The organism is Mesorhizobium sp. Root552, assembly GCF_001427285.1.
Classification (GTDB): domain Bacteria; phylum Pseudomonadota; class Alphaproteobacteria; order Rhizobiales; family Rhizobiaceae; genus Mesorhizobium.
Genome location: NZ_LMFV01000034.1, coordinates 81848 through 103010, shown reverse-complemented (window position 1 = coordinate 103010; position 21163 = coordinate 81848). Strand labels below are relative to the sequence as shown.

General features: G+C 61.1%; 21 protein-coding genes. 17 read left to right on the top strand and 4 right to left on the bottom strand.

Going from position 1 to position 21163, the window contains the following annotated elements:
• Nucleotides 1-144: 144 nt before the first annotated feature.
• The 9 genes from ASD50_RS13970 (at nucleotide 145) to hflX (ending at nucleotide 7947) form a co-directional block, all read left to right on the top strand.
• The gene (locus ASD50_RS13970) at nucleotides 145-1179 is read left to right on the top strand and encodes a cysteine synthase A (protein WP_056242347.1); all 1035 of its coding nucleotides are present in this window, start codon (nucleotides 145-147) and stop codon (nucleotides 1177-1179) included.
• Entirely contained in the window at nucleotides 1179-1922 is a 744-nt protein-coding gene (locus ASD50_RS13965) for an alanyl-tRNA editing protein (protein WP_056242344.1), read from the top strand. The genes ASD50_RS13970 and ASD50_RS13965 overlap by 1 nt, the downstream gene beginning before the upstream one ends.
• Nucleotides 1923-1969: 47 nt before the next feature.
• Nucleotides 1970-2821, top strand: coding sequence for a 3-mercaptopyruvate sulfurtransferase (gene sseA / locus ASD50_RS13960; protein WP_056242341.1), 852 nt, complete (start codon nucleotides 1970-1972; stop codon nucleotides 2819-2821).
• A gap of 5 nt (nucleotides 2822-2826) precedes the next feature.
• Complete coding sequence (locus ASD50_RS13955; protein ID WP_056242334.1) at nucleotides 2827-3390, top strand: GNAT family N-acetyltransferase; 564 nt, start codon at nucleotides 2827-2829, stop codon at nucleotides 3388-3390.
• A gap of 92 nt (nucleotides 3391-3482) precedes the next feature.
• A complete protein-coding gene (locus tag ASD50_RS13950) occupies nucleotides 3483-4040 on the top strand; it encodes an OmpA family protein (RefSeq protein WP_056242581.1) in 558 nt (185 codons plus the stop codon).
• Nucleotides 4041-4146: 106 nt separating this feature from the next.
• Nucleotides 4147-4953, top strand: a complete 807-nt coding sequence (dapB, locus tag ASD50_RS13945) for a 4-hydroxy-tetrahydrodipicolinate reductase (protein ID WP_056242333.1) — start codon at nucleotides 4147-4149, stop codon at nucleotides 4951-4953.
• A 347-nt stretch (nucleotides 4954-5300) separates the two neighbouring features.
• A complete protein-coding gene (locus ASD50_RS13940) occupies nucleotides 5301-6164 on the top strand; it encodes a D-amino-acid transaminase (RefSeq protein ID WP_056242579.1) in 864 nt (287 codons plus the stop codon).
• A 145-nt stretch (nucleotides 6165-6309) separates the two neighbouring features.
• Nucleotides 6310-6555, top strand: a complete 246-nt coding sequence (gene hfq, locus ASD50_RS13935; protein WP_018428055.1) for an RNA chaperone Hfq — start codon at nucleotides 6310-6312, stop codon at nucleotides 6553-6555.
• On the top strand, nucleotides 6556-7947 hold the full coding sequence (gene hflX / locus ASD50_RS13930; RefSeq protein ID WP_082549666.1) for a GTPase HflX: 1392 nt from the start codon (nucleotides 6556-6558) through the stop codon (nucleotides 7945-7947). It abuts the gene before it with no gap.
• A gap of 1 nt (nucleotide 7948) precedes the next feature.
• Here the strand turns inward: hflX and mazG are convergent, their stop codons facing one another.
• A complete protein-coding gene (gene mazG / locus ASD50_RS13925) occupies nucleotides 7949-8773 on the bottom strand; it encodes a nucleoside triphosphate pyrophosphohydrolase (protein WP_056242329.1) in 825 nt (274 codons plus the stop codon).
• Nucleotides 8774-8788: 15 nt separating this feature from the next.
• Complete coding sequence (locus ASD50_RS13920) at nucleotides 8789-9973, bottom strand: aromatic amino acid transaminase (protein WP_056242576.1); 1185 nt, start codon at nucleotides 9971-9973, stop codon at nucleotides 8789-8791.
• Between the two features lie 243 nt (nucleotides 9974-10216).
• Between ASD50_RS13920 and ASD50_RS13915 the strand changes: the two genes are divergently transcribed.
• Nucleotides 10217-11056, top strand: a complete 840-nt coding sequence (locus ASD50_RS13915) for a DUF1194 domain-containing protein (protein ID WP_082549665.1) — start codon at nucleotides 10217-10219, stop codon at nucleotides 11054-11056.
• Between the two features lie 45 nt (nucleotides 11057-11101).
• Here the strand turns inward: ASD50_RS13915 and dgoD are convergent, their stop codons facing one another.
• Together dgoD and ASD50_RS13905 are read right to left on the bottom strand one after the other, a co-directional pair.
• Complete coding sequence (dgoD, locus tag ASD50_RS13910) at nucleotides 11102-12250, bottom strand: galactonate dehydratase (RefSeq protein WP_056242325.1); 1149 nt, start codon at nucleotides 12248-12250, stop codon at nucleotides 11102-11104.
• A 21-nt stretch (nucleotides 12251-12271) separates the two neighbouring features.
• Entirely contained in the window at nucleotides 12272-13018 is a 747-nt protein-coding gene (locus ASD50_RS13905; RefSeq protein ID WP_056242323.1) for a FadR/GntR family transcriptional regulator, read from the bottom strand.
• A 212-nt stretch (nucleotides 13019-13230) separates the two neighbouring features.
• On the opposite strand from ASD50_RS13905, the gene ASD50_RS13900 reads away from it, so the two are divergent.
• From ASD50_RS13900 to ASD50_RS13870, 7 genes are all read left to right on the top strand, one after another.
• Nucleotides 13231-14223 carry an arabinose ABC transporter substrate-binding protein gene (locus tag ASD50_RS13900; RefSeq protein ID WP_056242575.1) on the top strand — a complete coding sequence of 331 codons (993 nt, stop codon included), beginning with the start codon at nucleotides 13231-13233 and terminating at the stop codon, nucleotides 14221-14223.
• Nucleotides 14224-14294: 71 nt separating this feature from the next.
• Nucleotides 14295-15806, top strand: a complete 1512-nt coding sequence (gene araG / locus ASD50_RS13895) for an L-arabinose ABC transporter ATP-binding protein AraG (protein ID WP_056242318.1) — start codon at nucleotides 14295-14297, stop codon at nucleotides 15804-15806.
• 11 nt (nucleotides 15807-15817) lie between these two features.
• Nucleotides 15818-16768, top strand: coding sequence for an L-arabinose ABC transporter permease AraH (araH, locus tag ASD50_RS13890; protein WP_056242315.1), 951 nt, complete (start codon nucleotides 15818-15820; stop codon nucleotides 16766-16768).
• Between the two features lie 8 nt (nucleotides 16769-16776).
• Nucleotides 16777-17661 carry an aldose 1-epimerase gene (locus ASD50_RS13885; protein ID WP_056242312.1) on the top strand — a complete coding sequence of 295 codons (885 nt, stop codon included), beginning with the start codon at nucleotides 16777-16779 and terminating at the stop codon, nucleotides 17659-17661.
• Nucleotides 17658-18437: an SDR family oxidoreductase gene (locus ASD50_RS13880; RefSeq protein ID WP_056242310.1), complete on the top strand. Its 780-nt coding sequence runs from the start codon at nucleotides 17658-17660 to the stop codon at nucleotides 18435-18437. Before ASD50_RS13885 ends, ASD50_RS13880 begins: the two co-directional genes overlap by 4 nt.
• A gap of 57 nt (nucleotides 18438-18494) precedes the next feature.
• A complete protein-coding gene (araD, locus tag ASD50_RS13875; RefSeq protein ID WP_056242307.1) occupies nucleotides 18495-20210 on the top strand; it encodes an L-arabinonate dehydratase in 1716 nt (571 codons plus the stop codon).
• Nucleotides 20210-21139, top strand: a complete 930-nt coding sequence (locus tag ASD50_RS13870; protein WP_056242304.1) for a dihydrodipicolinate synthase family protein — start codon at nucleotides 20210-20212, stop codon at nucleotides 21137-21139. Before araD ends, ASD50_RS13870 begins: the two co-directional genes overlap by 1 nt.
• Nucleotides 21140-21163: the final 24 nt, after the last annotated feature.

Below are 21163 nucleotides of genomic sequence, written 5' to 3'. Positions count from 1 at the left end.
CGGGGAAATCCAGATCATGGTATCGACTTTCGGCTACTGGACGCCGGCAAAGCCCAAATGCGACTGGTCCAGGCAAAATCGTGCCTTGAAAGGTGGCGTTCACATTTCTAGGGTTTGGCCGCACGCAGACAATGAGGAATTCCAATGCACCGTTCGGTGATCGACGCTATCGGCAACACTCCCTTGATCAAGCTGAGGCGCGCGTCCGAAGCGACGGGTTGCGAAATCTACGGCAAGGCCGAGTTCATGAATCCGGGCCAGTCGGTGAAGGATCGGGCAGGCCTGTTCATCATCCGCGATGCGGAAAAGCGCGGCTTGTTGAAGCCCGGCGGCGTGATCGTAGAGGGGACCGCCGGCAACACCGGCATTGGCCTGACGCTGGTTGCCAAGGCGCTTGGCTATCGCACGGTGATCGTAATCCCCGAAACGCAAAGCCAGGAGAAGAAGGACACGATCCATCTGCTTGGGGCCGAACTGATAGAAGTGCCTGCGGTGCCTTACAGGAACCCCAACAATTATGTGAAGCTATCGGGGCGGCTGGCCGAACAGATGGCAAAGACCGAAGCGAAAGGCGCAATCTGGGCCAACCAGTTCGACAATGTTGCGAACCGTGACGGACATGTCGATACGACCGCCAAGGAAATCTGGGAACAGACTGGCGGAAAGGTGGATGGCTTCGTCTCGGCTGTGGGGTCTGGCGGCACGCTGGCAGGCGTTGCCGAGGGCCTGAGGAAGCGCGGCAAGAACGTGAAGATCGCGCTGGCCGATCCGTTGGGCGCCGCGCTTTATTCGTTCTACACCGATGGCGAATTGAAGTCGGAAGGCAGCTCGATCACCGAGGGGATCGGGCAGGGCCGCATCACGGCAAACCTGGAAGGCTTTGCGCCTGATTTTTCCTACCAGATCCCGGATGAAGAGGCGCTGCCGGTTGTCTTCGATCTTATCCAGGAAGAGGGTCTTTGCGTGGGTGGCTCGACCGGCATCAACATTGCCGGTGCGATCCGGTTGGCCAAGGAACTCGGCCCCGGACATACGATCGTGACCATCCTTGCCGACTACGGCACGCGTTATCAGTCGAAACTTTTCAATCCGGAATTCCTGCGCGGCAAAAACCTACCTGTTCCGGGCTGGATGGAAGGCAAAAGCAATATCAGCGTGCCGTATGAACAGGTCGCATGATGGGGCGTAAGACAGAGACGCTGTTTCGCGCCGACTCTTATCTAAAAGAAGCCGAGGCCAGCGTCGTCGCGATCAACGAACGTGGCGGCGTTATTTTCGACGAGACCATCTTCTATGCGACTTCGGGCGGGCAGCCGGGCGATACCGGCTATCTCGAACGGAGCGATGGCAGCCGCATCGCCATCGCGGCAACCATTACCGGCGAGACGAAGGACGAGATCATCCATGTTCCCGCTCCCGAACAGCCTGCCGCGGCGATAGGTGAGCGGCTGAAACTGGTGATCGACTGGCCGCGACGGCACTTGCTGATGCGGATGCACACGGCTTGCCATTTGCTTACCGTCGTCTGCCCCTATCCGATCACAGGCGCTGCGGTGTCGGAGGACGATTCCCGCGTCGATTTCGATATTCCGGATACGGGATTCAGCAAGGAAGACGTGACGGCCAGGCTGATGGAGCTGGTTCGCGCGGATCATCCGGTTTTCATCCGAGAGATCGGCGATGAAGAACTGGCGGCCAATCCCGGACTGGTCAAGTCCAAGAATGTCAGGCCGCCGAGCGGAACCGGGAGGATAAGGCTGGTGTGCATCGGCAAGGACGGTGCGGTAGATAGCCAGCCCTGCGGCGGCACGCATGTGAAAAGCACGGCGGAAGTGGGCGAAATCCATATCGGCAAGATCGAGAAGAAGGGGCGCGAGAACCGGCGTTTCCGCATCCGTTTCGGGCCGCAGCCTGCCACTTGACCACAAACCCATTCCGCGCACAGTTTCGTGCGACAAAAGGAGACCACATGGCCGAGGACAGCCCGTTCACCGTCGATGCCGATTGGCTGCAGGAGCGGCTTGGCGAGCCCGGCATCACCATTGTCGATGCATCGTGGTACCTGCCGGCCCAGAAGCGCGACGCGCGCGGCGAATATGAGGCCGCACATATTCCCGGCGCGGTCTTCTTCGACCAGGATGCCGTGTCGGACGGCGCATCGAACCTGCCGCATACGTTGCCTTCGCCGCAGGATTTCGCCCGCTTCGTCGGCACGCTTGGAATTTCGGCAGACGACACCATCGTCGTCTACGATGGCCCCGGCTTCTTTTCGGCACCTCGGGCATGGTGGATGTTCAGGGTGATGGGCGTGTTCCAGGTCTATGTGCTGGATGGCGGATTCGACGGCTGGAAGGCTTCGGGGCGACCAGTCACCGCAGACATCACCAAGATCGCGCCTTGCATCTTCCACGCCGAATTCGACGAGGCGCGCGTTGCCAGCCTTGCCGACATGCGCCGCATCGTCGAGACCAAGGAAAGCCAGATCGCCGACGCGCGCGGAGCAGGGCGGTTTGCCGGCACCGAACCGGAGCCGAGAGCCGGCGTCCGCTCAGGCCACATGCCGGGCGCGCGCAATGTTCCAGTGTCCGTGCTGTCGGAGAACGGACAGTTGCTGCCAAAGGCGCGCCTGCGCGAGATATTCGAGGGAGCCGGCCTTGACCTTTCGAAGCCTGTGGTGACGTCGTGCGGCTCCGGCGTGACCGCGGCTGCGATCACCCTTGCGCTCGAAACACTCGGCCACACCGACAACCGTCTCTATGATGGCTCCTGGACCGAGTGGGGCGGGTTGGCCGATACGCCAGTCGCAACCGGCAAGGATTGATCTTCATGGATGAGGGCGTTCCCGACAGCATCGAGGTGACGGTCACGTTTCTTGAAATGGAGGCTCCGCCCGCGCACGCGCCGGCGCTGCCCTACAACCGCCAGATCGCATTGCTGAAGGCAAAGGACATGCCACTGCATTTCTACCGCTACCTGGCGGATCGCGTCGGCAGGAAATGGCATTGGGTGAACATCCTGCGCATGAGCGACGAAGAACTGGCGGCAGGCATTCATCACGAAGACCGCGAGATCAGCGTGCTTTACCTCGACGGTTCGCCGGCGGGTTTCTTCGATATCAAGCCGCATCTGCCCGACGAGGTGGAGCTTGCCTATTTTGGAATGATGGAGCATGCGACCGGGCAGGGGCTGGGGCGCTGGTTTTTGGGAACGGCAATCTCAGCCTGCTGGGCGCTGGGGCCGAAGCGGGTGACGGTGCAGACCTGCACGCTGGACCATCCGGCAGCACTGCCGCTCTACCAGAAGCTGGGGTTCAATCCGGTGGGGCAGAAGAAAGAGATCGTGCACCCGCTGCCCTTTGCCGAGCGGTCGGCAAGCGTCATGCGACCCTGAACGAGCCGTTCATTCCTGTTTCAGATTCGCTCTGCAATGTTGTCCGCATGAACCAACCGGCGGGGTGCCGGGGTGACGAGAAGGAGAACATCATGCTGAACCGCCGTGCCGTTGCGACTGGACTGCTTGCCGCCTTGATCATGCCGAGCGTTGCGCTGGCGCAGGCGACCACGCCTTCGGCGACGCAGATCGAACGCCAGCTCGAAGTTGCGCCGCGCATCCAGTTGCAGCCTAACAAGCGGGTGACGGTGCGCGAGTTCAAGCGCCGGCCGGACCTGCGGCGTGCGGCACCTTCCATCGACATCCAGTCGATCAATTTCGAGTTCGGTTCGGCGGAAATTCCGTTCTCTCAATATCGCAAGGTCGAGAACATCGCCGATGGTCTCAACCGCATTCTGCGGCGCGACCGGCGTGCAACGATCCTGATCGAGGGGCACACCGACGCGGTCGGCTCGTTTGCCTCCAACCAGGTGCTTTCCGAGCGCCGCGCGGACTCGCTGAAGCGCGTGCTGGTTCGCGAGTTCGGTGTTCCGTCGCGGTCGCTGGAAACAGTCGGATACGGCGAGGAATTCCTGCTGGTGCCGACGCGGAACGAAAACTGGCGCAACCGCCGCGTGACCTTGCGGCGAATCGACAGCTTCCTGCGCTGACGGCGCGCTTTCTCTGGCACAATGGTCTGCCAAGGGCCCGGCTTGACTAGCCGGGCCCTATTGGTTTCCCGTTCTGGCAAATCCGCAGGAAACGAAAGGAACGGGAATGGCGATCCGGGTGGTCATGGCTGGAGCGACGGGGTGGGTTGGCAAGGCGCTCATCCCTGCAATCGCTGCGCAAAAGGATTTCATCTTGGCCGGCGCCGTGTCGCGCAGCGCTGCCGGGCAGGATGCGGGCAGGGCAGTTGGAATGGATGCTAACGGTGTTACCGTGGCCGCTACGCTGGACGAAGCGCTTGCCGCTCCTTCGGATGTGATGGTCGACTACACCAAGCCCAATGTGGTGAAGGCAAACACGCTGCTGGCAATTTCGAAGGGCCGGCATGTGGTGATCGGCACTTCGGGTTTGGGAGCGGCGGACTATGCCGAAATCGATGCGGCGGCTCGCACCAACGGGGTCGGCGTGCTGGCGGCTGGCAATTTCTCGATCACGGCCACGCTGATGAAACGGTTTGCCCTGATGGCGGCGATGTATGTGCCGGATGTCGAGGTGATCGACTATGCCAGCGCCAAGAAGCCGGATGCTCCGTCAGGAACGGCGCGTGAACTGGCCGAGGCCTTGGCCGAGGTTCGCGGAAAATCGTCCGCGCGACCCAAGGCGGATGTGTCCGGCGTGCCGGAAACGCGCGGTGGTACGGTCGGTGCAGGTGAAGGCGTGCAGGTGCATGCGCTGAGGCTTCCGTTCTACATCCTATCCTGCGAGGCGCTGTTCGGCCTGCCCGACGAACGCCTGACGATCCGCCACGACGCGGGGTCTTCGGCTGCGCCATACGTGGCCGGGACCTTGCTGGCCATACGGCGCGTCGGCGGCATCAAGGGACTGGTGCGTGGGTTGGATGCGCTGATGGACTAGGGCGTGCGGGCATCTGGACGATGGTGGCCTGCAATGGCAGCGCACCCCAAGCGTTCGGAAACGAATCGTTAACCATCGTGGCCGCAGTATTAATGCGCCTGTCGTATTGCCGTAACATTGCTTCGGTAGAACGCAGGTGTCGACTGGATGCCGACCGCGGATGGACCGGCGGCAGACCTCGGCAGACGAGGAAGCGGGGCATTTGCTCCGCTTTTTTGTTTCTGACCCCTGGAGGGGTTGTATCCACGCAATCCTGACCAGTGAGCCAGCTACGGCGGGGCGTGGTTTGTGCGTTACGCGGTGCGCGGAATCACGTAATGAGGGGCGAAACCCTCCGTGAGTCCGATATGCCACGCATTTCCTATGTGAACGGGCGCTATGTCGCCCATAGAGACGCTTCGGTGCATATCGAGGATCGCGGTTTCCAGTTCGGCGACGGCGTCTATGAAGTCTGCGAGATTTCGCGCGGTTTCATCGTAGACATGACGCGGCATCTCGACCGGCTGGACCGCTCGCTCACAGAGCTTTCAATCGCCTGGCCGATGACGCGCAAGGCACTCACGGTTGTCATACGCGAGGTGATCCGGCGCAACCGGGTCGTGGATGGGCTCGTCTATGTGCAGGTGACGCGCGGTGTCGCCAGCCGCGACTTTGTTTTCCCGCGCTCTGACCTGCAGCCTTCGCTGGTGGTGATCGCGCGCAATGTGGACGTGGCCGCTGTCGCAAAGAAGGTCGAGAACGGCCTGAAGGTCATCACCGTGCCGGAGAATCGCTGGGACCGCGTCGACATCAAGTCGACCGGACTCTTGCCGAACGTGCTTGCCAAGCAGAAGGCCAAGGAAGCCGGCTGCCAGGAGGCGTGGTTCGTCGATGCCGACGGCAAGGTGAAGGAAGGCGGCTCGTCCAACGCATGGATCGTCACCAAGGATGGCGTTCTGGTGACCCGACCGGCCGACCACGGCATTTTGCGGGGCATCACGCGCACGACGCTTTTCGACGTGGCGGCGAAGCTGGGCTACAAAATAGAAGAACGTGGATTTAGCGTGGCCGAGGCCAAGGCCGCACGCGAGGTGTTCCTGTCTTCAGCAACCACCATTGCGATGCCGATAGTTGAAATCGACGGCCAACCGGTTGCGAATGGCCATCCTGGCACTATAACACTTTCATTGCGGCAGGCATTTTTTGACATTGCGGAAAAAAGTCCGGCCTGATAACCGCAAAGGTGGAAACAACAGAAATATATCTCGTTCTGCTTGTCGTCCTGGACGGCAAGGGCGTTTGCGAGCTTGACATGCGCTTCTTATTTTGGCGCACTGACTTGCAAATGGAAGGGGATCCGGCGGGAAGATAAGAACAATGGCGGAACGTTCGCAAAATCTCCAGGACCTGTTCCTGAATTCTGTTCGCAAGAGCAAAAACCCACTTACCATTTTCCTGATAAACGGCGTGAAGCTGACCGGTGTGGTGACCTCGTTCGACAATTTCTGCGTCCTTCTGCGGCGCGACGGTCACTCCCAGCTTGTCTACAAGCACGCCATTTCCACGATCATGCCGAGCCAGCCGGTTCAGATGTTCGATGGCGAGGAAAGCCAGGGCGGCTGATTGACACGTACCGACGACGCGGCGGGAAAATCCGGAACGCGACATGACAGCAATGGCGGGGATGGCAAGAAGCCGCCGACCCGCGCCGTTGTCATCGTGCCTGTCGTTACCCGCGCAACGGCGGACGACGGTGGCCGGCCACGCCTGAGCAGATCGCCCGAAGCCCGCCACGACGAAGCTGTCGGGCTGACGCGGGCTATCGATCTGGAACCGGTTCATTCCGCCGTTGTCACGGTCAACGATCCGCGCCCGGCAACGCTGCTCGGCAGCGGCAAGGTGGCCGAGTTCGCCGATATCGTGAAGGACAAGCACGCGGAACTGGTTATCGTCGACCATCCGCTGACACCGGTGCAGCAGCGCAATCTCGAGAAGGAAATGAACGTCAAGGTGCTCGACCGCACCGGGCTCATTCTCGAGATTTTCGGCGAGCGCGCCCGCACCAAGGAAGGCACGCTGCAGGTCGAACTGGCCCACCTGAATTACCAGAAGGGCCGGCTGGTGCGGAGCTGGACCCACCTTGAACGGCAACGCGGCGGCGCGGGCTTCCTTGGCGGTCCGGGCGAAACGCAGATCGAGGCCGACCGGCGCATCCTGCAGGACAAGATCGTCAAGCTGAAACGCGAACTGGAGACCGTGCGTCGCACGCGCGACCTGCACCGCGCCAAGCGCAAGAAGGTGCCGTTTCCGGTGGTTGCCATTGTCGGCTATACCAATGCCGGCAAGTCGACGCTGTTCAACAAGCTGACCGGGGCAGGGGTGCTTGCCGAGGACATGCTGTTCGCGACGCTCGACCCGACGCTGAGGCGCCTCGTCCTGCCGCACGGCACGCCGGTGATATTGTCCGATACGGTCGGATTCATCTCGGACCTGCCGACGCATCTTGTGGCGGCGTTTCGAGCGACGCTGGAAGAGGTGGTGGAAGCGGACCTCGTCATCCACCTGCGCGACATTTCCGACCCGGATACGGCAGCGCAAGCGGAAGACGTCGAGCGCATTCTCGACGATCTTGGCGTCGATGCGAATGACGACCGGCGGGTGATCGAGGTCTGGAACAAGATCGACCTGCTGGACGAGGGCAACCGCTCACGGCTTCTGGACGAGGCGCAGGGCCGCGAGGGCAGCAAGCCGGTCGCCATTTCTGCCATCACCGGCGAGGGCTTTGAGGCGCTCAAGGAAACGATCGAAGCGCGGGTATCCGGTGAACTGGCATCGCTTACCGTTACGCTTGCTCCGAGCCAGCTTGGGATGGTCGACTGGCTTTACCGCAATGGTGAGGTCACGGCGCGGATCGACAATGAGGACGGCAGCGTTGAGATTTCGCTGCGCGCGACCAAGAGCGCACGCGACGAAATCCAGAACCGCTTGCGCCAGGGCGGCTCCAAGAAGCAATAGGTCAGACTTTGCCCTTGGCCTGCTGCCAGAGGGCTTCCATTTCCTCCAGCGTTGCCGCTTCCAGGGAATGGCCCTTGTCCTTTAGTGCCTGCTCGACGTGATGAAAACGCTGGCGGAACTTGTCGTTGGTGCCGCTAAGCGCCGCTTCCGAATCAAGCTTCAGATGGCGGCCAAGGTTGACGAGCGCAAACAGGGTATCGCCAAATTCATCCTTGATCGAAGCGGTGTCGCCGCTGGACAGCGCTTCGCGCAACTCTGCGATCTCTTCTTCGATCTTGTCGAGGATGGGCGCTGCTTCGCCCCAATCGAAGCCGACGCGCGCGGCCTTTTCCTGAAGCTTCAACGCCCGGGTGAGCGCGGGCAGGTTGACCGGCACGCCGTCCAGGTAGCCTTTGCCGTGGTCCTCTGGGTCGAGGCCGCGCGCAAGCCGCGCCTGGCGTTTCTCGGCCTTCTCCTCGGCCTTGATCTTTTCCCACATGCCCTTGGCCATTCCGGCGCTGCGGGCCGTCTCGTCGCCAAAGACGTGCGGATGGCGGCGGATCATCTTGGTGGTGATGGCCTCGACGACATCGGCAAAGGCGAACTCCTCTGCTTCCTCGGCCATTTGGGCGTGATAGACGACCTGTAACAACAGGTCGCCGAGTTCTTCACGCAAATCATCGAGATCGCCGCGCTGGATGGCGTCGGCGACTTCGTAAGCTTCCTCTATGGTGTAGGGCGCGATGGTGTTGAAATCCTGCTCGATATCCCATGGGCAGCCGGTCTGGGGCGCGCGCAGCGCTGCCATGATCTCGATCAGCCTGGAAATATCCTTTGAGGGCTTCATCGCCAGGACCTTGCCCTAATCCAATACCGATACAATCGCTTTGGCCAACCAATCCAGCTTGTCTTCCGGCAAACCGGCAACGTTGATGCGACTGTCGCCAACCATGTAGACGCCGTGCTCGGTGCGCAAACGATCGACTTGGGGTTCGGTCAAGCCGAGGCGCGAGAACATGCCGCGATGGGTGGCGACGAAATCGAACCGGTCCGAATTCGACTGACGACGAAGCGCCTCGGCAAAGGCAATGCGCAGCCGCAACATGCGCAGGCGCATTTCCTCAAGTTCGGCCTGCCAGTCGGCTCGCAACTGAGCGTCTGCGAGCACGATGCGCACGGCAGCAGCGCCGTGATCCGGCGGCATCGAGTACATGGTGCGTGCGGCCGACAGCACCTGGCTCATGGCAATGTCTGCTTCGGCCCCGGTTCGGCCCATGACGATGGCGGCTCCGACGCGGTCGCGGTAGACAGCAAAATTCTTCGAGCAACTTGCCGCGACGACCATTTCCGGTGCTTTGCCGGCGAGGATACGCAAGCCCTCGGCATCGGCGTCGAGGCCTTCTCCGAAGCCTTGATATGCAATGTCTACAAAAGGCAGCAGGCCGCGCTTGACCAGCAAGTCCGCCACCGATTGCCATTGCGCGGCGGAAAGATTGGCTCCAGTCGGATTATGGCAGCAACCATGCAGCAGCACGATGTCGCCGCGGTCTGCCTGCCCCAACGCTTCCAGCATCGCCTCGAAACGTACGGTGCCGGATGCCGCGTCAAAATAGGGATATTCGCGAATCTGCAACCCCGCGCCACGCATCATCGGGATATGGTTCGGCCAAGTAGGATTGGATATCCAGACGGTGGCGTCCGCCTTGGTGCGCTTCAGCAGTTCCGCAACGAGCCGCAGCGCGCCTGAGCCTCCCGGCGCCTGTGCCGCCCGGATGCGCGAGAAGTCGGCCTGCTCGCCGAAAACCAGACTGGCAATTGCAGCGTTGAATTCGATATCGCCAGCAAGCCCAAGATATGTCTTGGATTTCTGTTTGTTCAGCAGGCGCTTTTCAGCCTCTCGCACGGCGCGCATTATCGGGGTCGCGCCATCGCGATCCTTGTAGACGCCGACGCCCAGATCAACCTTGTCGGTTCGTGGGTCAGCACGATAGGCGCTAATCAGCGCTAGAATCTTGTCGGCTGGAGCAGCTTGCAGGTCTTCGAACATGACGTGGATTCCGTTCACTTGGCGCGGGAGTGATACGCAAATCACCGGGCAACCGCCAGCGCTTTTCGCTGATCAGAAGTTGCGAATATATCGTATGATCGTATGATCGTACGCGTACCGACCGGGGGAATATTCGGCGGACGGGAACCTAGAGCAATTTGCATCCAAAACCGACGCTGCCTTGATTCGCTTCAGGCGCTGAGGAAGACAGTGACTGCTTTCGCTATTTGAGAGGGGATCGCCATGCGCGCGAACTTCCTTGTCAAGTTGGCGGCGATATCTGTTGTTGCCGCTGGCTCGACGGCCGAGGCTGGGGATGTCGATGTCGCCATTGTGTTTGCGGTTGATGTTTCGGCATCGGTCGGCCCGGCAACTGCCTATTTGCAACGTGAGGGCCACGCAGAGGCGCTGAGTTCGCCTGAAACGATGGCGGCCATTGAGATCAACCCTGTGGGCTGCATTGCCGTGACGTATCTGGAGTGGTCCAGCCCCGGCCAGTTGCGCACCATCGTGCCCTGGTCAACCATTTGCAATGCAGTCGATGCCGAACCCATCGCGGCTGCGATTCGCAAAAATGGCTACCAAGGCGCAGGTTGCGCTCGCAAATGCTCGACCTCGATTTCCTTCGCGCTCGACGCTGCCAGAACAATCCTGGGCCGCTACGCAGGAGCCGTCCGGCGCAAGGTGATCGATATTTCCGCCAATGGCGTCAACAACGATGGCTTTGCCGTCGAAGTCAGCCGGCAAGAGGCGGTCAATCAAGGCTACACGATCAACGCAATTGCGATCCCGGAACGGACCTATGGCGTGAAGGAGGACCTGTTCGGCTATTTTGCCGAAAAGGTCATTGGCGGTCCGGGCGCATTCGTTATCGAGCCTGCGGATTTGGGCGACTACGGAAAGGCGCTACGCCGCAAGCTCGTGCTTGAAATAGCGGATGCGAGCGGTGCTATCGAGGAGGCAAGCCCGAGCTACAGGCTCAAGAGCAGCATTGCGCGACGCCGACCCATTTCGGCAATGCCCATGCAAGTCGCAAAGGCGCGGTATCGCCCGGGCATGGCTCGCAACGGATACCGAGGATAGATGTGGGCAGCGGCGTCGGGAAATGATGTCGGATTGCGCCGGTGACTACCACTCCGCGAGAGAGCCGTCGGCGTGCCGCCATATCGGGTTGCGCCAGCGGTGGCCTTTCCTGGCGCGTTCCTTGACATAGTCCTCGTCGACATCGACGCCGAGGCCCGGTCCCTGCGGGATGGCAACGAAGCCATCTTCATAGCGGAACACGTCCTTGTTCTTCGCGTAGTCGATGAGGTCGTTGCCCTTGTTGTAGTGGATGCCGAGGCTCTGTTCCTGGATAAAGGCGTTGTAAGTTACGGCGTCGAGTTGCAGGCAGGCGGCGAGCGCGATGGGGCCGAGAGGGCAGTGAGGCGCTACCGCCACGTCATAGGCTTCGGCCATGGCGGCGATCTTGCGGCATTCCGTGATGCCCCCGGCATGCGACAGATCGGGCTGGATGATGTCGGCAGCCGCTTCCTCGAACACGCTCTTGAAGTCCCAGCGGCTGTAGAGGCGTTCGCCCAGCGCAATCGGCACGGGCGAGCAGGCGGCAATCTCCTTCAGCGCCTCGCGGCTTTCGCTGAGCACCGGCTCCTCGATGAACATCAGGCGATAAGGTTCGAGCTCCTTGACGAGGATACGCGCCATCGGGCGGTGGACGCGACCGTGGAAATCGACGGCGATGCCGATATGCGGACCGACAGCTTCGCGCACGGTGGCGACGCGTTCGACGGCAGCATCGATCTTGTCGTAGCTATCGACGATCTGGAGTTCCTCGGTGCCGTTCATCTTGAGCGCGGAGAAGCCGCGCTCAACGACATCCTTGGCGCCCGCTGCGACTTCCGATGGGCGGTCACCACCGATCCATGAATAGACCTTGATGCGATCGCGGCAGCGGCCACCGAGCAGTTCATGCACCGGCACGCCCAATGCGCGGCCCTTGATGTCCCAAAGGGCCTGGTCGATGCCGGCGATGGCGCTCATCAGGATCGGGCCGCCGCGATAGAAGCCGCCACGGTACATGACATTCCAGTGGTCTTCGATGAGGCGGGGGTCCTTGCCGACCAGATAGTCGGCGAACTCGTGCACCGCCGCCTCGACGGTCAGGGCACGGCCTTCGATGACCGGTTCGCCCCAGCCACTGACGCCTTCGTCGGTTTCAATTTTCAGGAACAGCCAGCGCGGCGGAACGATGTATGTCTTGAGGGCCGTGATTTTCATTTGAGCGCTTCTTTCTGCCCGTCAACTGTTTTTCAGGCTCTTGGCGCGGGCCAGATCGCGGGCGGCCAGATCGAGAATCTCAACCGATGCCTTGCGCGCCGCGGTCCCATCGCGCATGCGCAGGGCCTCCACCACGCCGAAGTGGGCCTTGACTGCCTCGTCGCGGCGGTCGACCGAGTTGGCGGTTGTTTCGAGCGCGAAGTTCAAAGCTGTTTCGATCAGGCCGCCGATCTGGCGGAAGATCGGATTGTGGCAGGCGCTATAAAGCACCTGGTGGAAGGCGGCGTCCGAGCGGGCAAAGCGGCTGACGTCGCTGCCGGCGTCGGCCATGCCTTTCCATGCAGCCTCCAGATCGGCAATTTCCTGCAACGAAGCACGCGTGGCGGCGAGTTCGGCCACCAAGGGTTCGATGGCGCGGCGCGTCTCGAGGATGGAATCGAACAGCTTCGGATCCAGCGTGTTGGGCGCGTGCCACTCCAGAACTTGCGGGTCGATGATGTTCCAATTGTCGCGCTCGCAGACGACTGTGCCGATGCGCGGGCGACTGAGCACCAGTCCCTTGGCGCCGAGCATCTTCAAGGCTTCGCGAATGACGGTGCGGCTGACGCCATATTCGGCGCCAAGGTCGTTTTCGCTGGGCAAGGTGGCGGCAGGCGGATAGCGGCCGGACAAGATGTCGGCGGCAATGGCGCGCACCACATCGGGCATCACGCGAGGGCGGCGCGACTTCGGCGCGGCGGTCCCGACGTTAGCCAAATCGCTGACCATGCTTGCTCTCCCCCTGGCTTGTTCTTTTCGTTCTTATGCGTGCTCTGTGCACCGGGCAACGCCTTCGGTTGTCGCGACCGACGTCGTCCCGCTCCTCGATTTCGAGAAGTTATCTCATTTATCATACAAGTGCAATTGACTGGTATGATAAAAGACGTTACTAACGGCTTGTCACACTGGGCTGGATGCCCGGCGCATTTTGGGAGGAAATCATGCGATTGTTGAATAAGGCGCTCATTGCTGGCGCCCTTGCCGTGCTGTCCGTCACCACCATCGCTTCTGCCTATGCGCAGGAGACCAAGATCGGCTTCATCGTGAAGCAGCCTGAAGAGCCGTGGTTCCAGGACGAATGGAAGTTTGCCGACCAGGCGGCCAAGGAAAAGGGCTTCACGCTGGTGAAGATCGGCGCCGAGGACGGCGAAAAGCTGATGTCGGCTATCGACAATCTGGGCGCACAGGGCGCGCAGGGTTTCGTCGTCTGCACCCCCGACGTGAAGCTCGGGCCTGGCATTGTCGCCAAGGCGGCTGCGAACAATCTCAAGCTGATGACCGTTGACGACCGTCTGGTCGGCGCGGACGGCAAGCCGATCGAAGAAGTGCCGCACATGGGCATCTCCGCCACCAAGATCGGCGAAGCTGTGGGGCAGGCGATTGTCGACGAGATGAAGGCGCGTGGCTGGAACGCTGACGAGGTTGGCGCGATCCGCGTCTCCTATGACCAACTCCCGACCGCGGTCGATCGCGTCGAAGGCGCGATTTCGGTGCTGAAGGCAAACGGCTTCAAGGCCGAGAACATCTTCGATGCGCCGCAGGCCAAGACCGACACGGAAGCTGCGCTCAACGCCGCGACGGTTGTTCTGAACAAGAACGCCAATATCAAGAAGTGGGTGGCATTCGGCCTCAACGACGAAGCCGTGCTGGGTGCGGTGCGCGCTTCCGAAAGCGTCGGCATTCCGGCTGACGGCATGATCGGCGTCGGCATTGGTGGCGCGGACTCGGCGATCAACGAGTTCAAGAAGCCGACTGCAACCGGTTTTGTCGGTTCGGTGATCATTTCGCCGAAGCGTCACGGCTACGAAACCGCGCTCAACATGTATGACTGGGTCGCCAACAACAAGGAGCCGGAGAAGCTGATCCTCACCGCCGGCGCCTTGGCCAAGCGCGGCGACTATGAAGCGGTGCGCAAAGACCTCGGCATCGAGTAAGCTTCTACATTGAACGGTGTCCGGCGGCGGGTTTGCCAATTCCCGCTGCCGGATATGTCGGAGGACCGTCGATGTCGTTTCTCGAATTTTCCCACATCTCCAAGACCTACCCCGGCGTCAAAGCCCTGTCCGATGTCTCGTTCAGCGTCGAGAAGGGCGCAGTCCACGGCTTGATGGGCGAAAACGGGGCCGGCAAATCGACGCTGATCCGCGTGCTTTCCGGTGATCAGCAGGCCGATGGCGGCGAGATCAGCATAGACGGCCAGGCGCAGAAATATGCGTCCACGCGCGATGCGTTCCATGCCGGCGTGATCGTGATCCACCAGGAACTGCAACTGGTTCCTGAACTCACGGTAGCGGAGAATTTGCGGCTCGGACGCTTCCCCGCCAATGCAGGCGTCATCCAGGCCAGACAGATGTTTTCCGAGGTTGGCGAGAAACTGAAGTCCGCCGGCATCGACATCGATCCGCGCCGTAAGGTGAAGACACTGTCCATCGGCGAACGCCAGATGGTCGAGATCGCCAAGGCGATAATGCTCGATGCGCGGGTGATCGCGCTCGATGAACCGACGTCATCGCTGTCTTCGCGCGAAAGCGAAATCCTTTTCGCCCTGATCGAGCGCCTGCGCGCCGAGGGCAAGGTCATTCTCTATATCTCGCATCGCCTCGACGAGGTGTTCAGGCTTTGCGACAGCTTGACGGTGCTGCGCGACGGCAAGCTCGCTGCCCATCATCCAAGCCTCAAGGACGTTACCCGTGAGCAGGTGGTGGCCGAGATGGTTGGTCGTGAGATCTCCAACGTATGGGGCTGGCGGCCACGCAAGGCGGGCGAGGTCCGGCTCAAGGTTGATGGAATTTCGGGTGAGAAGCTCCCGCAGCCGGCAAGCTTCGAGGTTCATGCCGGCGAAATACTGGGCTTCTTCGGGCTGATCGGTGCGGGCCGCTCAGAGCTTATGCGCCTGGTGTATGCCGCCGATGCTGCTGATGCAGGCAAGATCACGGTGGATGGCAAGCCGGTGCGCAGCGCCGACCCACATCAAGCCATACGGGCTGGAATCGTACTGTGTTCCGAAGACCGCAAGCACGACGGCATCATTCAGGGGCGTTCGCTCGAGGAGAACATCAACATCTCCTCGCGCCGCCATCATACGCGCTTAGGAATCCTCAATCCGAAAAAGGAGATTGAGGTTGCCGAGACCTTCATCAAGAAGCTGAAGGTGCGAACGCCATCGCGCAAGCAGGACATCGTCAACCTCTCCGGAGGCAACCAGCAGAAGGTTATCCTTGGCCGCTGGCTCTCTGAAGAAGGCATCCGCGTCCTGATCGTCGACGAGCCGACACGCGGCATCGATGTCGGTGCGAAGTCTGAAATCTACGATATCCTCTATCAACTGGCTGAAGACGGTATGGCGATCGTCGTCGTCTCCAGCGAGCTTCCGGAAGTGATGGGGATTTGCGACCGCATACTCGTGATGTGCGGCGGCCGCATCTCCGGCGAATTGAGGCGCGACCAGTTTGCTGAGAAGGCGATCCTGGCCGCGGCCTTGCCCGATAAGAAGACCCCAACAGCAATCGCATCTTGAGGACCCAAGGTATGACCACCCAGCTCAAGCGAATCCTGCTCGGCGATCAGGGCCTTGTCGTCATTTTCGTGGTGGCCTTTGCACTGGTCGCCCTTCTGGTGCCGAATTTCCTCACTGAACGCAACATACTGGGCCTGCTGCAATCGGTCGTCACGGTCGGCATCGTTGCCTGCACCATGATGTTTTGCCTGGCGGCGCGCGACTTCGATCTTTCGGTCGGTTCCATCGTCGCCTTTGCAGGCATGGTGGCGGTGATGGCCTCCAACGCTACCGGGTCGATTTTCGCCGGTGTGCTGGCCGCGTTGCTCTGCGGTTCGATCGTGGGCCTGTTCAATGGGCTGGTCATCGCCAAATTTCGCATCAACGCGCTGATCACTACGCTTGCGACGATGCAGATCGTGCGCGGCCTGGCGCTGATTTCGTCGGATGGCCGTGCCGTGGGCATCAACGATCCGAATTTCTATCAGCTTGCGCTCTCCAAGCTGGTCGGCATTCCGACGCCGATCTGGGTGCTTGCGATTCTGTTCCTGATCTTCGGCTTCGTGCTCAATCGCACCGTGTTCGGCAAGAATACGCTGGCCATTGGCGGCAATCCTGAAGCCTCGCGTCTTGCCGGCGTGAATGTCGACCGCACCCGCATCTGGATATTCGCATTGCAGGGACTGGTCTGCGGCATTGCAGGTATATTGCTTGCCTCGCGCATTACGTCCGGCCAGCCAAATGCCGCTGTCGGGCTGGAGCTTTCGGTCATCTCGGCCTGCGTTCTGGGCGGTGTCTCGCTCGCCGGTGGCAGGGCTACGATGGCGGGCGTCATCGTCGGCGTGATGATCATGGGCATTGCAGAAAACGTCATGAACCTGCTCAACATCCCGGCCTTCTACCAGTACATCGTGCGCGGAGTGATCCTGCTGCTGGCAGTGCTGCTCGACAACCTGCGGTCCAGTGCGCTCGGACGGCGCTGAGCCGTGAGATGGCGCAGTTTCTTGAACTTGCCAATGAGCGCCTGTCGCTGCGCGTGAGCGAACAGGGCGGGGCGGTCGTTGATGGCCGCACCAGCGACGGTCTGGCGTTCCTGCGACCGTATCGTGGTGCTGAAGATGCCTTCGATGTTCTGCAATGTGCCTGCTTTCCGCTCGTGCCGCTTGGCAACCGTGTCGAGGGCAACAGCTTTGACATGGGCGGGAGGCGTTACCGCTTCGAGCCGAACACCGAAGAACCCTTCTATATTCACGGTGACGGCTGGCTTGGCCGATGGAAGGTAGAGGAAAAATCCGAGGCGGGGATTACGTTGTCTTTCGTCCGGGATGAGCCGGGTCAGTCGCCGCATGTTTACCGGGCTATACAGTCGATCACGCTTGATGGTGCGACCTTGCGAATGAAGTTGTCGGTGCAGAATTGCGGGACCGAGCCGCTGCCGTTCGGGATCGGCTTCCATCCTTATTTTCCGCGCAGTGCGGGCATGAAGCTCGCCGCTCCCGCTTCATCATGGTGGACGGAAGCAGCTGACTATTTGCCGAAAGTGCAGGAGCCCGTGCCGGAGATGGCCGACTTTTCACGGTTGCGTGCGTTACCTGCCCGACGGTTGAACAACTGCTTTGAAGGATGGACTGGTAAGGCGGAGGTCGTCTGGCCAGAGATAGGGCTTGGCGCCAAGATCGCAGCCGACCCATTGTTTTCCAGATATATGCTCTATGCCCCGGAGGAAGATCTGGCGTTCTTCTGTCTGGAGCCCATGTCGCATGCGCCGAATGCACTGGCGATGGCGGGTCCGGATGGTCTTCATGTGCTCTCGCCGGGTGAAACTCTTTCCGGTGACTTTTCAATTTCGGTCTTCAATCACGGTGAAGCGCAATGACTGATCGTCTGGCCGGCAAGCGGATTTTCCTGACGGGGGCGGCGCAAGGCATCGGGCTCGCCATTGCCGAGGAGTGCCTGAAGGAAGGCGCAAAGCTTTTCGTCATCGACCGCGACGGGCCGATGCTGGGCGAGACCGTGGCGCGGCTGGGGACGGACGAGGGCGCGCTGGCCTCAGCGCAAGCCGACATATCCGATGCGCAGGCAATTGCCGCCGCGATGGCCGAAGCAGGAAAAACCATCGGGCCGATCAACGCGCTGATCAACAATGCCGGCATCAATGTCTTCAATGCGCCGCTGGAAACGACGGATGAAGAATGGCAGCGATGCTTCGACGTCAACCTGAAAGGCGCGTGGAACTGCTGCAAGGCGGCGCTTCCAGGGATGATTTCAGCCGGCGGCGGCGCAATCCTCAACATTGCCTCGACGCACTCTTTCACGATCATCCCGCACACATTTCCCTATCCGCTGGCCAAGCATGCGCTACTTGGCATGACAAAGTCGCTGGCGCTGGAATATGCGGCGGCCGGGGTGCGGGTGAACGCGCTGGCGCCAGGCTACGTCGAGACGCAGAAGAACATCGACTACTGGAACAGCTTTCCCGACCCGGCGAAAGCAAAGGCCGAGACGCTGGCGCTTCATCCTGGCAAGCGGATCGCCCAACCGTCAGAGATCGCCAAGGCCGCTGTATTCATGATCTCGGACGAATGCCCGTTCATGAACGCGGCGTGCCTGGTTGTTGATGGTGGGTTGAGTGTGCTCCAGCATGCCGTTTGATTGCCCGGCCAAAAAGGCTCGATGCCGCCATACGGACCAATAACAGGATAGACAAAAGTGACACGGAAATTGCGTTCCCAGGCTTGGTTCGGTGGTATCGGCAAGGATGCCTTCATTCACCGCAGCTGGATGAAGAACAACGGCCTGCCCGACGACGCCTTCGACGGACGACCGGTGATCGGCATCTGCAACACGTTTTCCGAACTCACGCCGTGCAACGCCCATTTTCGCGGCTTGGTCGAACATGTGAAGGCGGGTGTTCTGGAAGCAGGCGGGCTGCCGCTGGAATTCCCGGTGTTTTCGTGCGGCGAATCCAACTTGCGCCCGACGGCCATGCTGTTCCGCAATCTTGCTTCGATGGACGTCGAGGAATCCATACGCGGCAATCCCATGGACGGCGTCGTGCTCATGGCAGGCTGCGACAAGACCACGCCGTCGCTGGTGATGGGTGCGGCATCTTGCGATGTGCCGGCCATCGTCGTTTCCGGCGGGCCGATGTTGAACGGCCGCTTTCGTGGCAAGGCGATTGGTTCAGGCACCGATGTGTGGAAGTTCTCCGAGGATGTTCGCGCCGGCGTCATGAGCGAACAGGAATTTGCCGCTGCCGAAAGCGCGATGTCGCGCTCGCCCGGCCACTGCATGACCATGGGCACTGCATCGACCATGGCCTCCATGGTGGAGGCGCTCGGGTTGGCCCTGCCAGGCAACGCCGCCTATCCGGCAGTGGACGCTCACCGCGCGCGGCTGGCGAGGCTTTCGGGGCGGCGCATTGTCGAGATGGTGAAGGAGGATTTGCGCCTCTCGGCCATCCTGACGCGAAAGGCCTTTGCCAACGCCATCCGAGTCAATGGCGCCATCGGTGGCTCGACCAATGCGGTGGTGCACCTGCTGGCGATTGCGGGCCGGATAGGCACCGAACTCTCGCTCGACGATTGGGATCGTTTCGGGCGCGACATCCCGACCATCCTGAACCTGATGCCATCGGGGAAATTCCTGATGGAAGAGTTCTGCTATGCTGGCGGTTTGCCCGCCGTGATGAAGGAGGTTTCTGATCTACTCGACCTCGACGCCTTGACGGTTACCGGCAAGACGGTTGGCGAGAACATTGCCGGCGCGGAGAATTTCAACGAAGAGGTGATCCTGCCGCGCGCCAAGGCGCTGACGAAACAAGGCGGTATCGCGGTGCTGCGCGGCAATCTGGCCCCAGATGGTGCGATCCTGAAGCCTTCCGCTGCCTCGCCGGAACTGATGCGCCATCGCGGGCGCGCTGTCGTGTTCGAGAATGTCGAGCACTACAAGGCGCGCGTCGATCAGCCGGATCTCGATATCGACGAGACGTGCGTGATGGTGCTGAAGAACTGTGGCCCCAAGGGATATCCCGGCATGGCCGAGGTGGGCAACATGGCGCTGCCGCAGAAGCTGCTGCAAAAGGGTGTTCGCGACATGGTGCGTATCTCGGATGCGCGCATGTCCGGTACGGCCTTCGGCACCGTCGTGCTGCACGCCGCTCCCGAGGCGGCGATTGGCGGCCCGCTGGCGCTGGTCAAAGACGGCGACATGATTGAACTGGATGTCGAAAACCGCCGGCTCCATCTCGACGTGCCGGATGAGGAGCTGGCTCGCCGCCGCGCGCGCTGGACCGCGCCGCAAGTTGCCATGCAGGGTGGCTACCAGAGCCTTTATGTCGAGCGCGTTATGCAAGCGGACCGTGGTGCGGACCTGGACTTCCTGGTCGGTTGTCGTGGCCATGAAGTTCCGCGCGAGAGCCACTGATGAGCGAGACCGTGACAAGCTTCCACGTGGGCGATCTGCATGGCATCCATGCCATTCTCTACGCGCTTTTCGATGAACGCGAACAACTCGACCGCGTGGCGATGCGCCGGCAGGTCGAGCTTTGCCTGTCGGTTGGCGTACATGGCATGGCAGCGCTTGGCCTTGTCACGGAAGTGTCGAAGCTGACCGAGGCCGAGCGGCGAACGGTGATGGACTGGGTTGCCGAGGATACCGGCGGACGGGTGCCGCTGGCGTTGACCATATTCGGTTCGTCGGTGGCAGAGCAGGTGGCGCAAGTGCGACATGCCGAAAGCGTAGGCGCGGACTGGCTGATCCTGCAGCCGCCGATGGTTGGCCAGTTCGGTGCAGCGGAATATATCCGCTTTTTCGGCCGCGTGGCTGAAGCTACCGACCTGCCGGTAGCAATACAGAATGCCCCGGCTTTCATGGGGCGCGGGCTTACCTCAGGCGAAATCGCCGATCTGGTGCGCCAGCACCCCAATATCCAGTTGGTCAAGGGCGAAGGTCCGGTGGTCGAGATTGCCGGGTTGATCGAGGCAACGAACAACCGCTTGCCTGTCTTCAACGGCCGCGCCGGACTCGAAATGCTCGACAATCTTCGCATTGGTTGTCGCGGGTTGATCCTTGCGCCGGACTGCATTGACTATGCGGTGGCAGCCTACGATGCCTTTCGTGCGGGCGATGAAGAAGGCGCACAGGAAATCTATCGCAAGATGTTGCCTGCAGTCGTTTCGACCATGCAGGGTCTCGAGAACCTGATCTGCTACGGCAAGCGGCTATTTGCCTTGCGCGGTGGGCTCGTTGTCAGTGACCGCGCGCCCGCCATGCGGCCCAATGCAACAGGGCTAGCGATGGTGGGGCGCTTTGCCGCTGATCTGGGGCCGTTGAAGCGGCAAGCGAGTTCCTAAACCAAAAGGTTATCATTATTGCTC

Bases quoted from the DNA above. Each gene is read 5' to 3' on its own strand.
- mazG (WP_056242329.1), bottom strand. From the start codon at position 8,773: ATGAAGCCCTCAAAGGATATTTCCAGGCTGATCGAGATCATGGCAGCG.
- ASD50_RS13880 (WP_056242310.1), top strand. From the start codon at position 17,658: ATGACTGATCGTCTGGCCGGCAAGCGGATTTTCCTGACGGGGGCGGCG.
- sseA (WP_056242341.1), top strand. From the start codon at position 1,970: ATGGCCGAGGACAGCCCGTTCACCGTCGATGCCGATTGGCTGCAGGAG.
- ASD50_RS13970 (WP_056242347.1), top strand. From the start codon at position 145: ATGCACCGTTCGGTGATCGACGCTATCGGCAACACTCCCTTGATCAAG.
- ASD50_RS13950 (WP_056242581.1), top strand. From the start codon at position 3,483: ATGCTGAACCGCCGTGCCGTTGCGACTGGACTGCTTGCCGCCTTGATC.
- ASD50_RS13905 (WP_056242323.1), bottom strand. From the start codon at position 13,018: ATGGTCAGCGATTTGGCTAACGTCGGGACCGCCGCGCCGAAGTCGCGC.
- ASD50_RS13965 (WP_056242344.1), top strand. From the start codon at position 1,179: ATGGGGCGTAAGACAGAGACGCTGTTTCGCGCCGACTCTTATCTAAAA.
- ASD50_RS13870 (WP_056242304.1), top strand. From the start codon at position 20,210: ATGAGCGAGACCGTGACAAGCTTCCACGTGGGCGATCTGCATGGCATC.
- araH (WP_056242315.1), top strand. From the start codon at position 15,818: ATGACCACCCAGCTCAAGCGAATCCTGCTCGGCGATCAGGGCCTTGTC.
- ASD50_RS13955 (WP_056242334.1), top strand. From the start codon at position 2,827: ATGGATGAGGGCGTTCCCGACAGCATCGAGGTGACGGTCACGTTTCTT.
- araG (WP_056242318.1), top strand. From the start codon at position 14,295: ATGTCGTTTCTCGAATTTTCCCACATCTCCAAGACCTACCCCGGCGTC.
- ASD50_RS13915 (WP_082549665.1), top strand. From the start codon at position 10,217: ATGCGCGCGAACTTCCTTGTCAAGTTGGCGGCGATATCTGTTGTTGCC.
- ASD50_RS13900 (WP_056242575.1), top strand. From the start codon at position 13,231: ATGCGATTGTTGAATAAGGCGCTCATTGCTGGCGCCCTTGCCGTGCTG.
- hfq (WP_018428055.1), top strand. From the start codon at position 6,310: ATGGCGGAACGTTCGCAAAATCTCCAGGACCTGTTCCTGAATTCTGTT.
- dgoD (WP_056242325.1), bottom strand. From the start codon at position 12,250: ATGAAAATCACGGCCCTCAAGACATACATCGTTCCGCCGCGCTGGCTG.
- ASD50_RS13920 (WP_056242576.1), bottom strand. From the start codon at position 9,973: ATGTTCGAAGACCTGCAAGCTGCTCCAGCCGACAAGATTCTAGCGCTG.
- ASD50_RS13940 (WP_056242579.1), top strand. From the start codon at position 5,301: ATGCCACGCATTTCCTATGTGAACGGGCGCTATGTCGCCCATAGAGAC.
- dapB (WP_056242333.1), top strand. From the start codon at position 4,147: ATGGCGATCCGGGTGGTCATGGCTGGAGCGACGGGGTGGGTTGGCAAG.
- ASD50_RS13885 (WP_056242312.1), top strand. From the start codon at position 16,777: ATGGCGCAGTTTCTTGAACTTGCCAATGAGCGCCTGTCGCTGCGCGTG.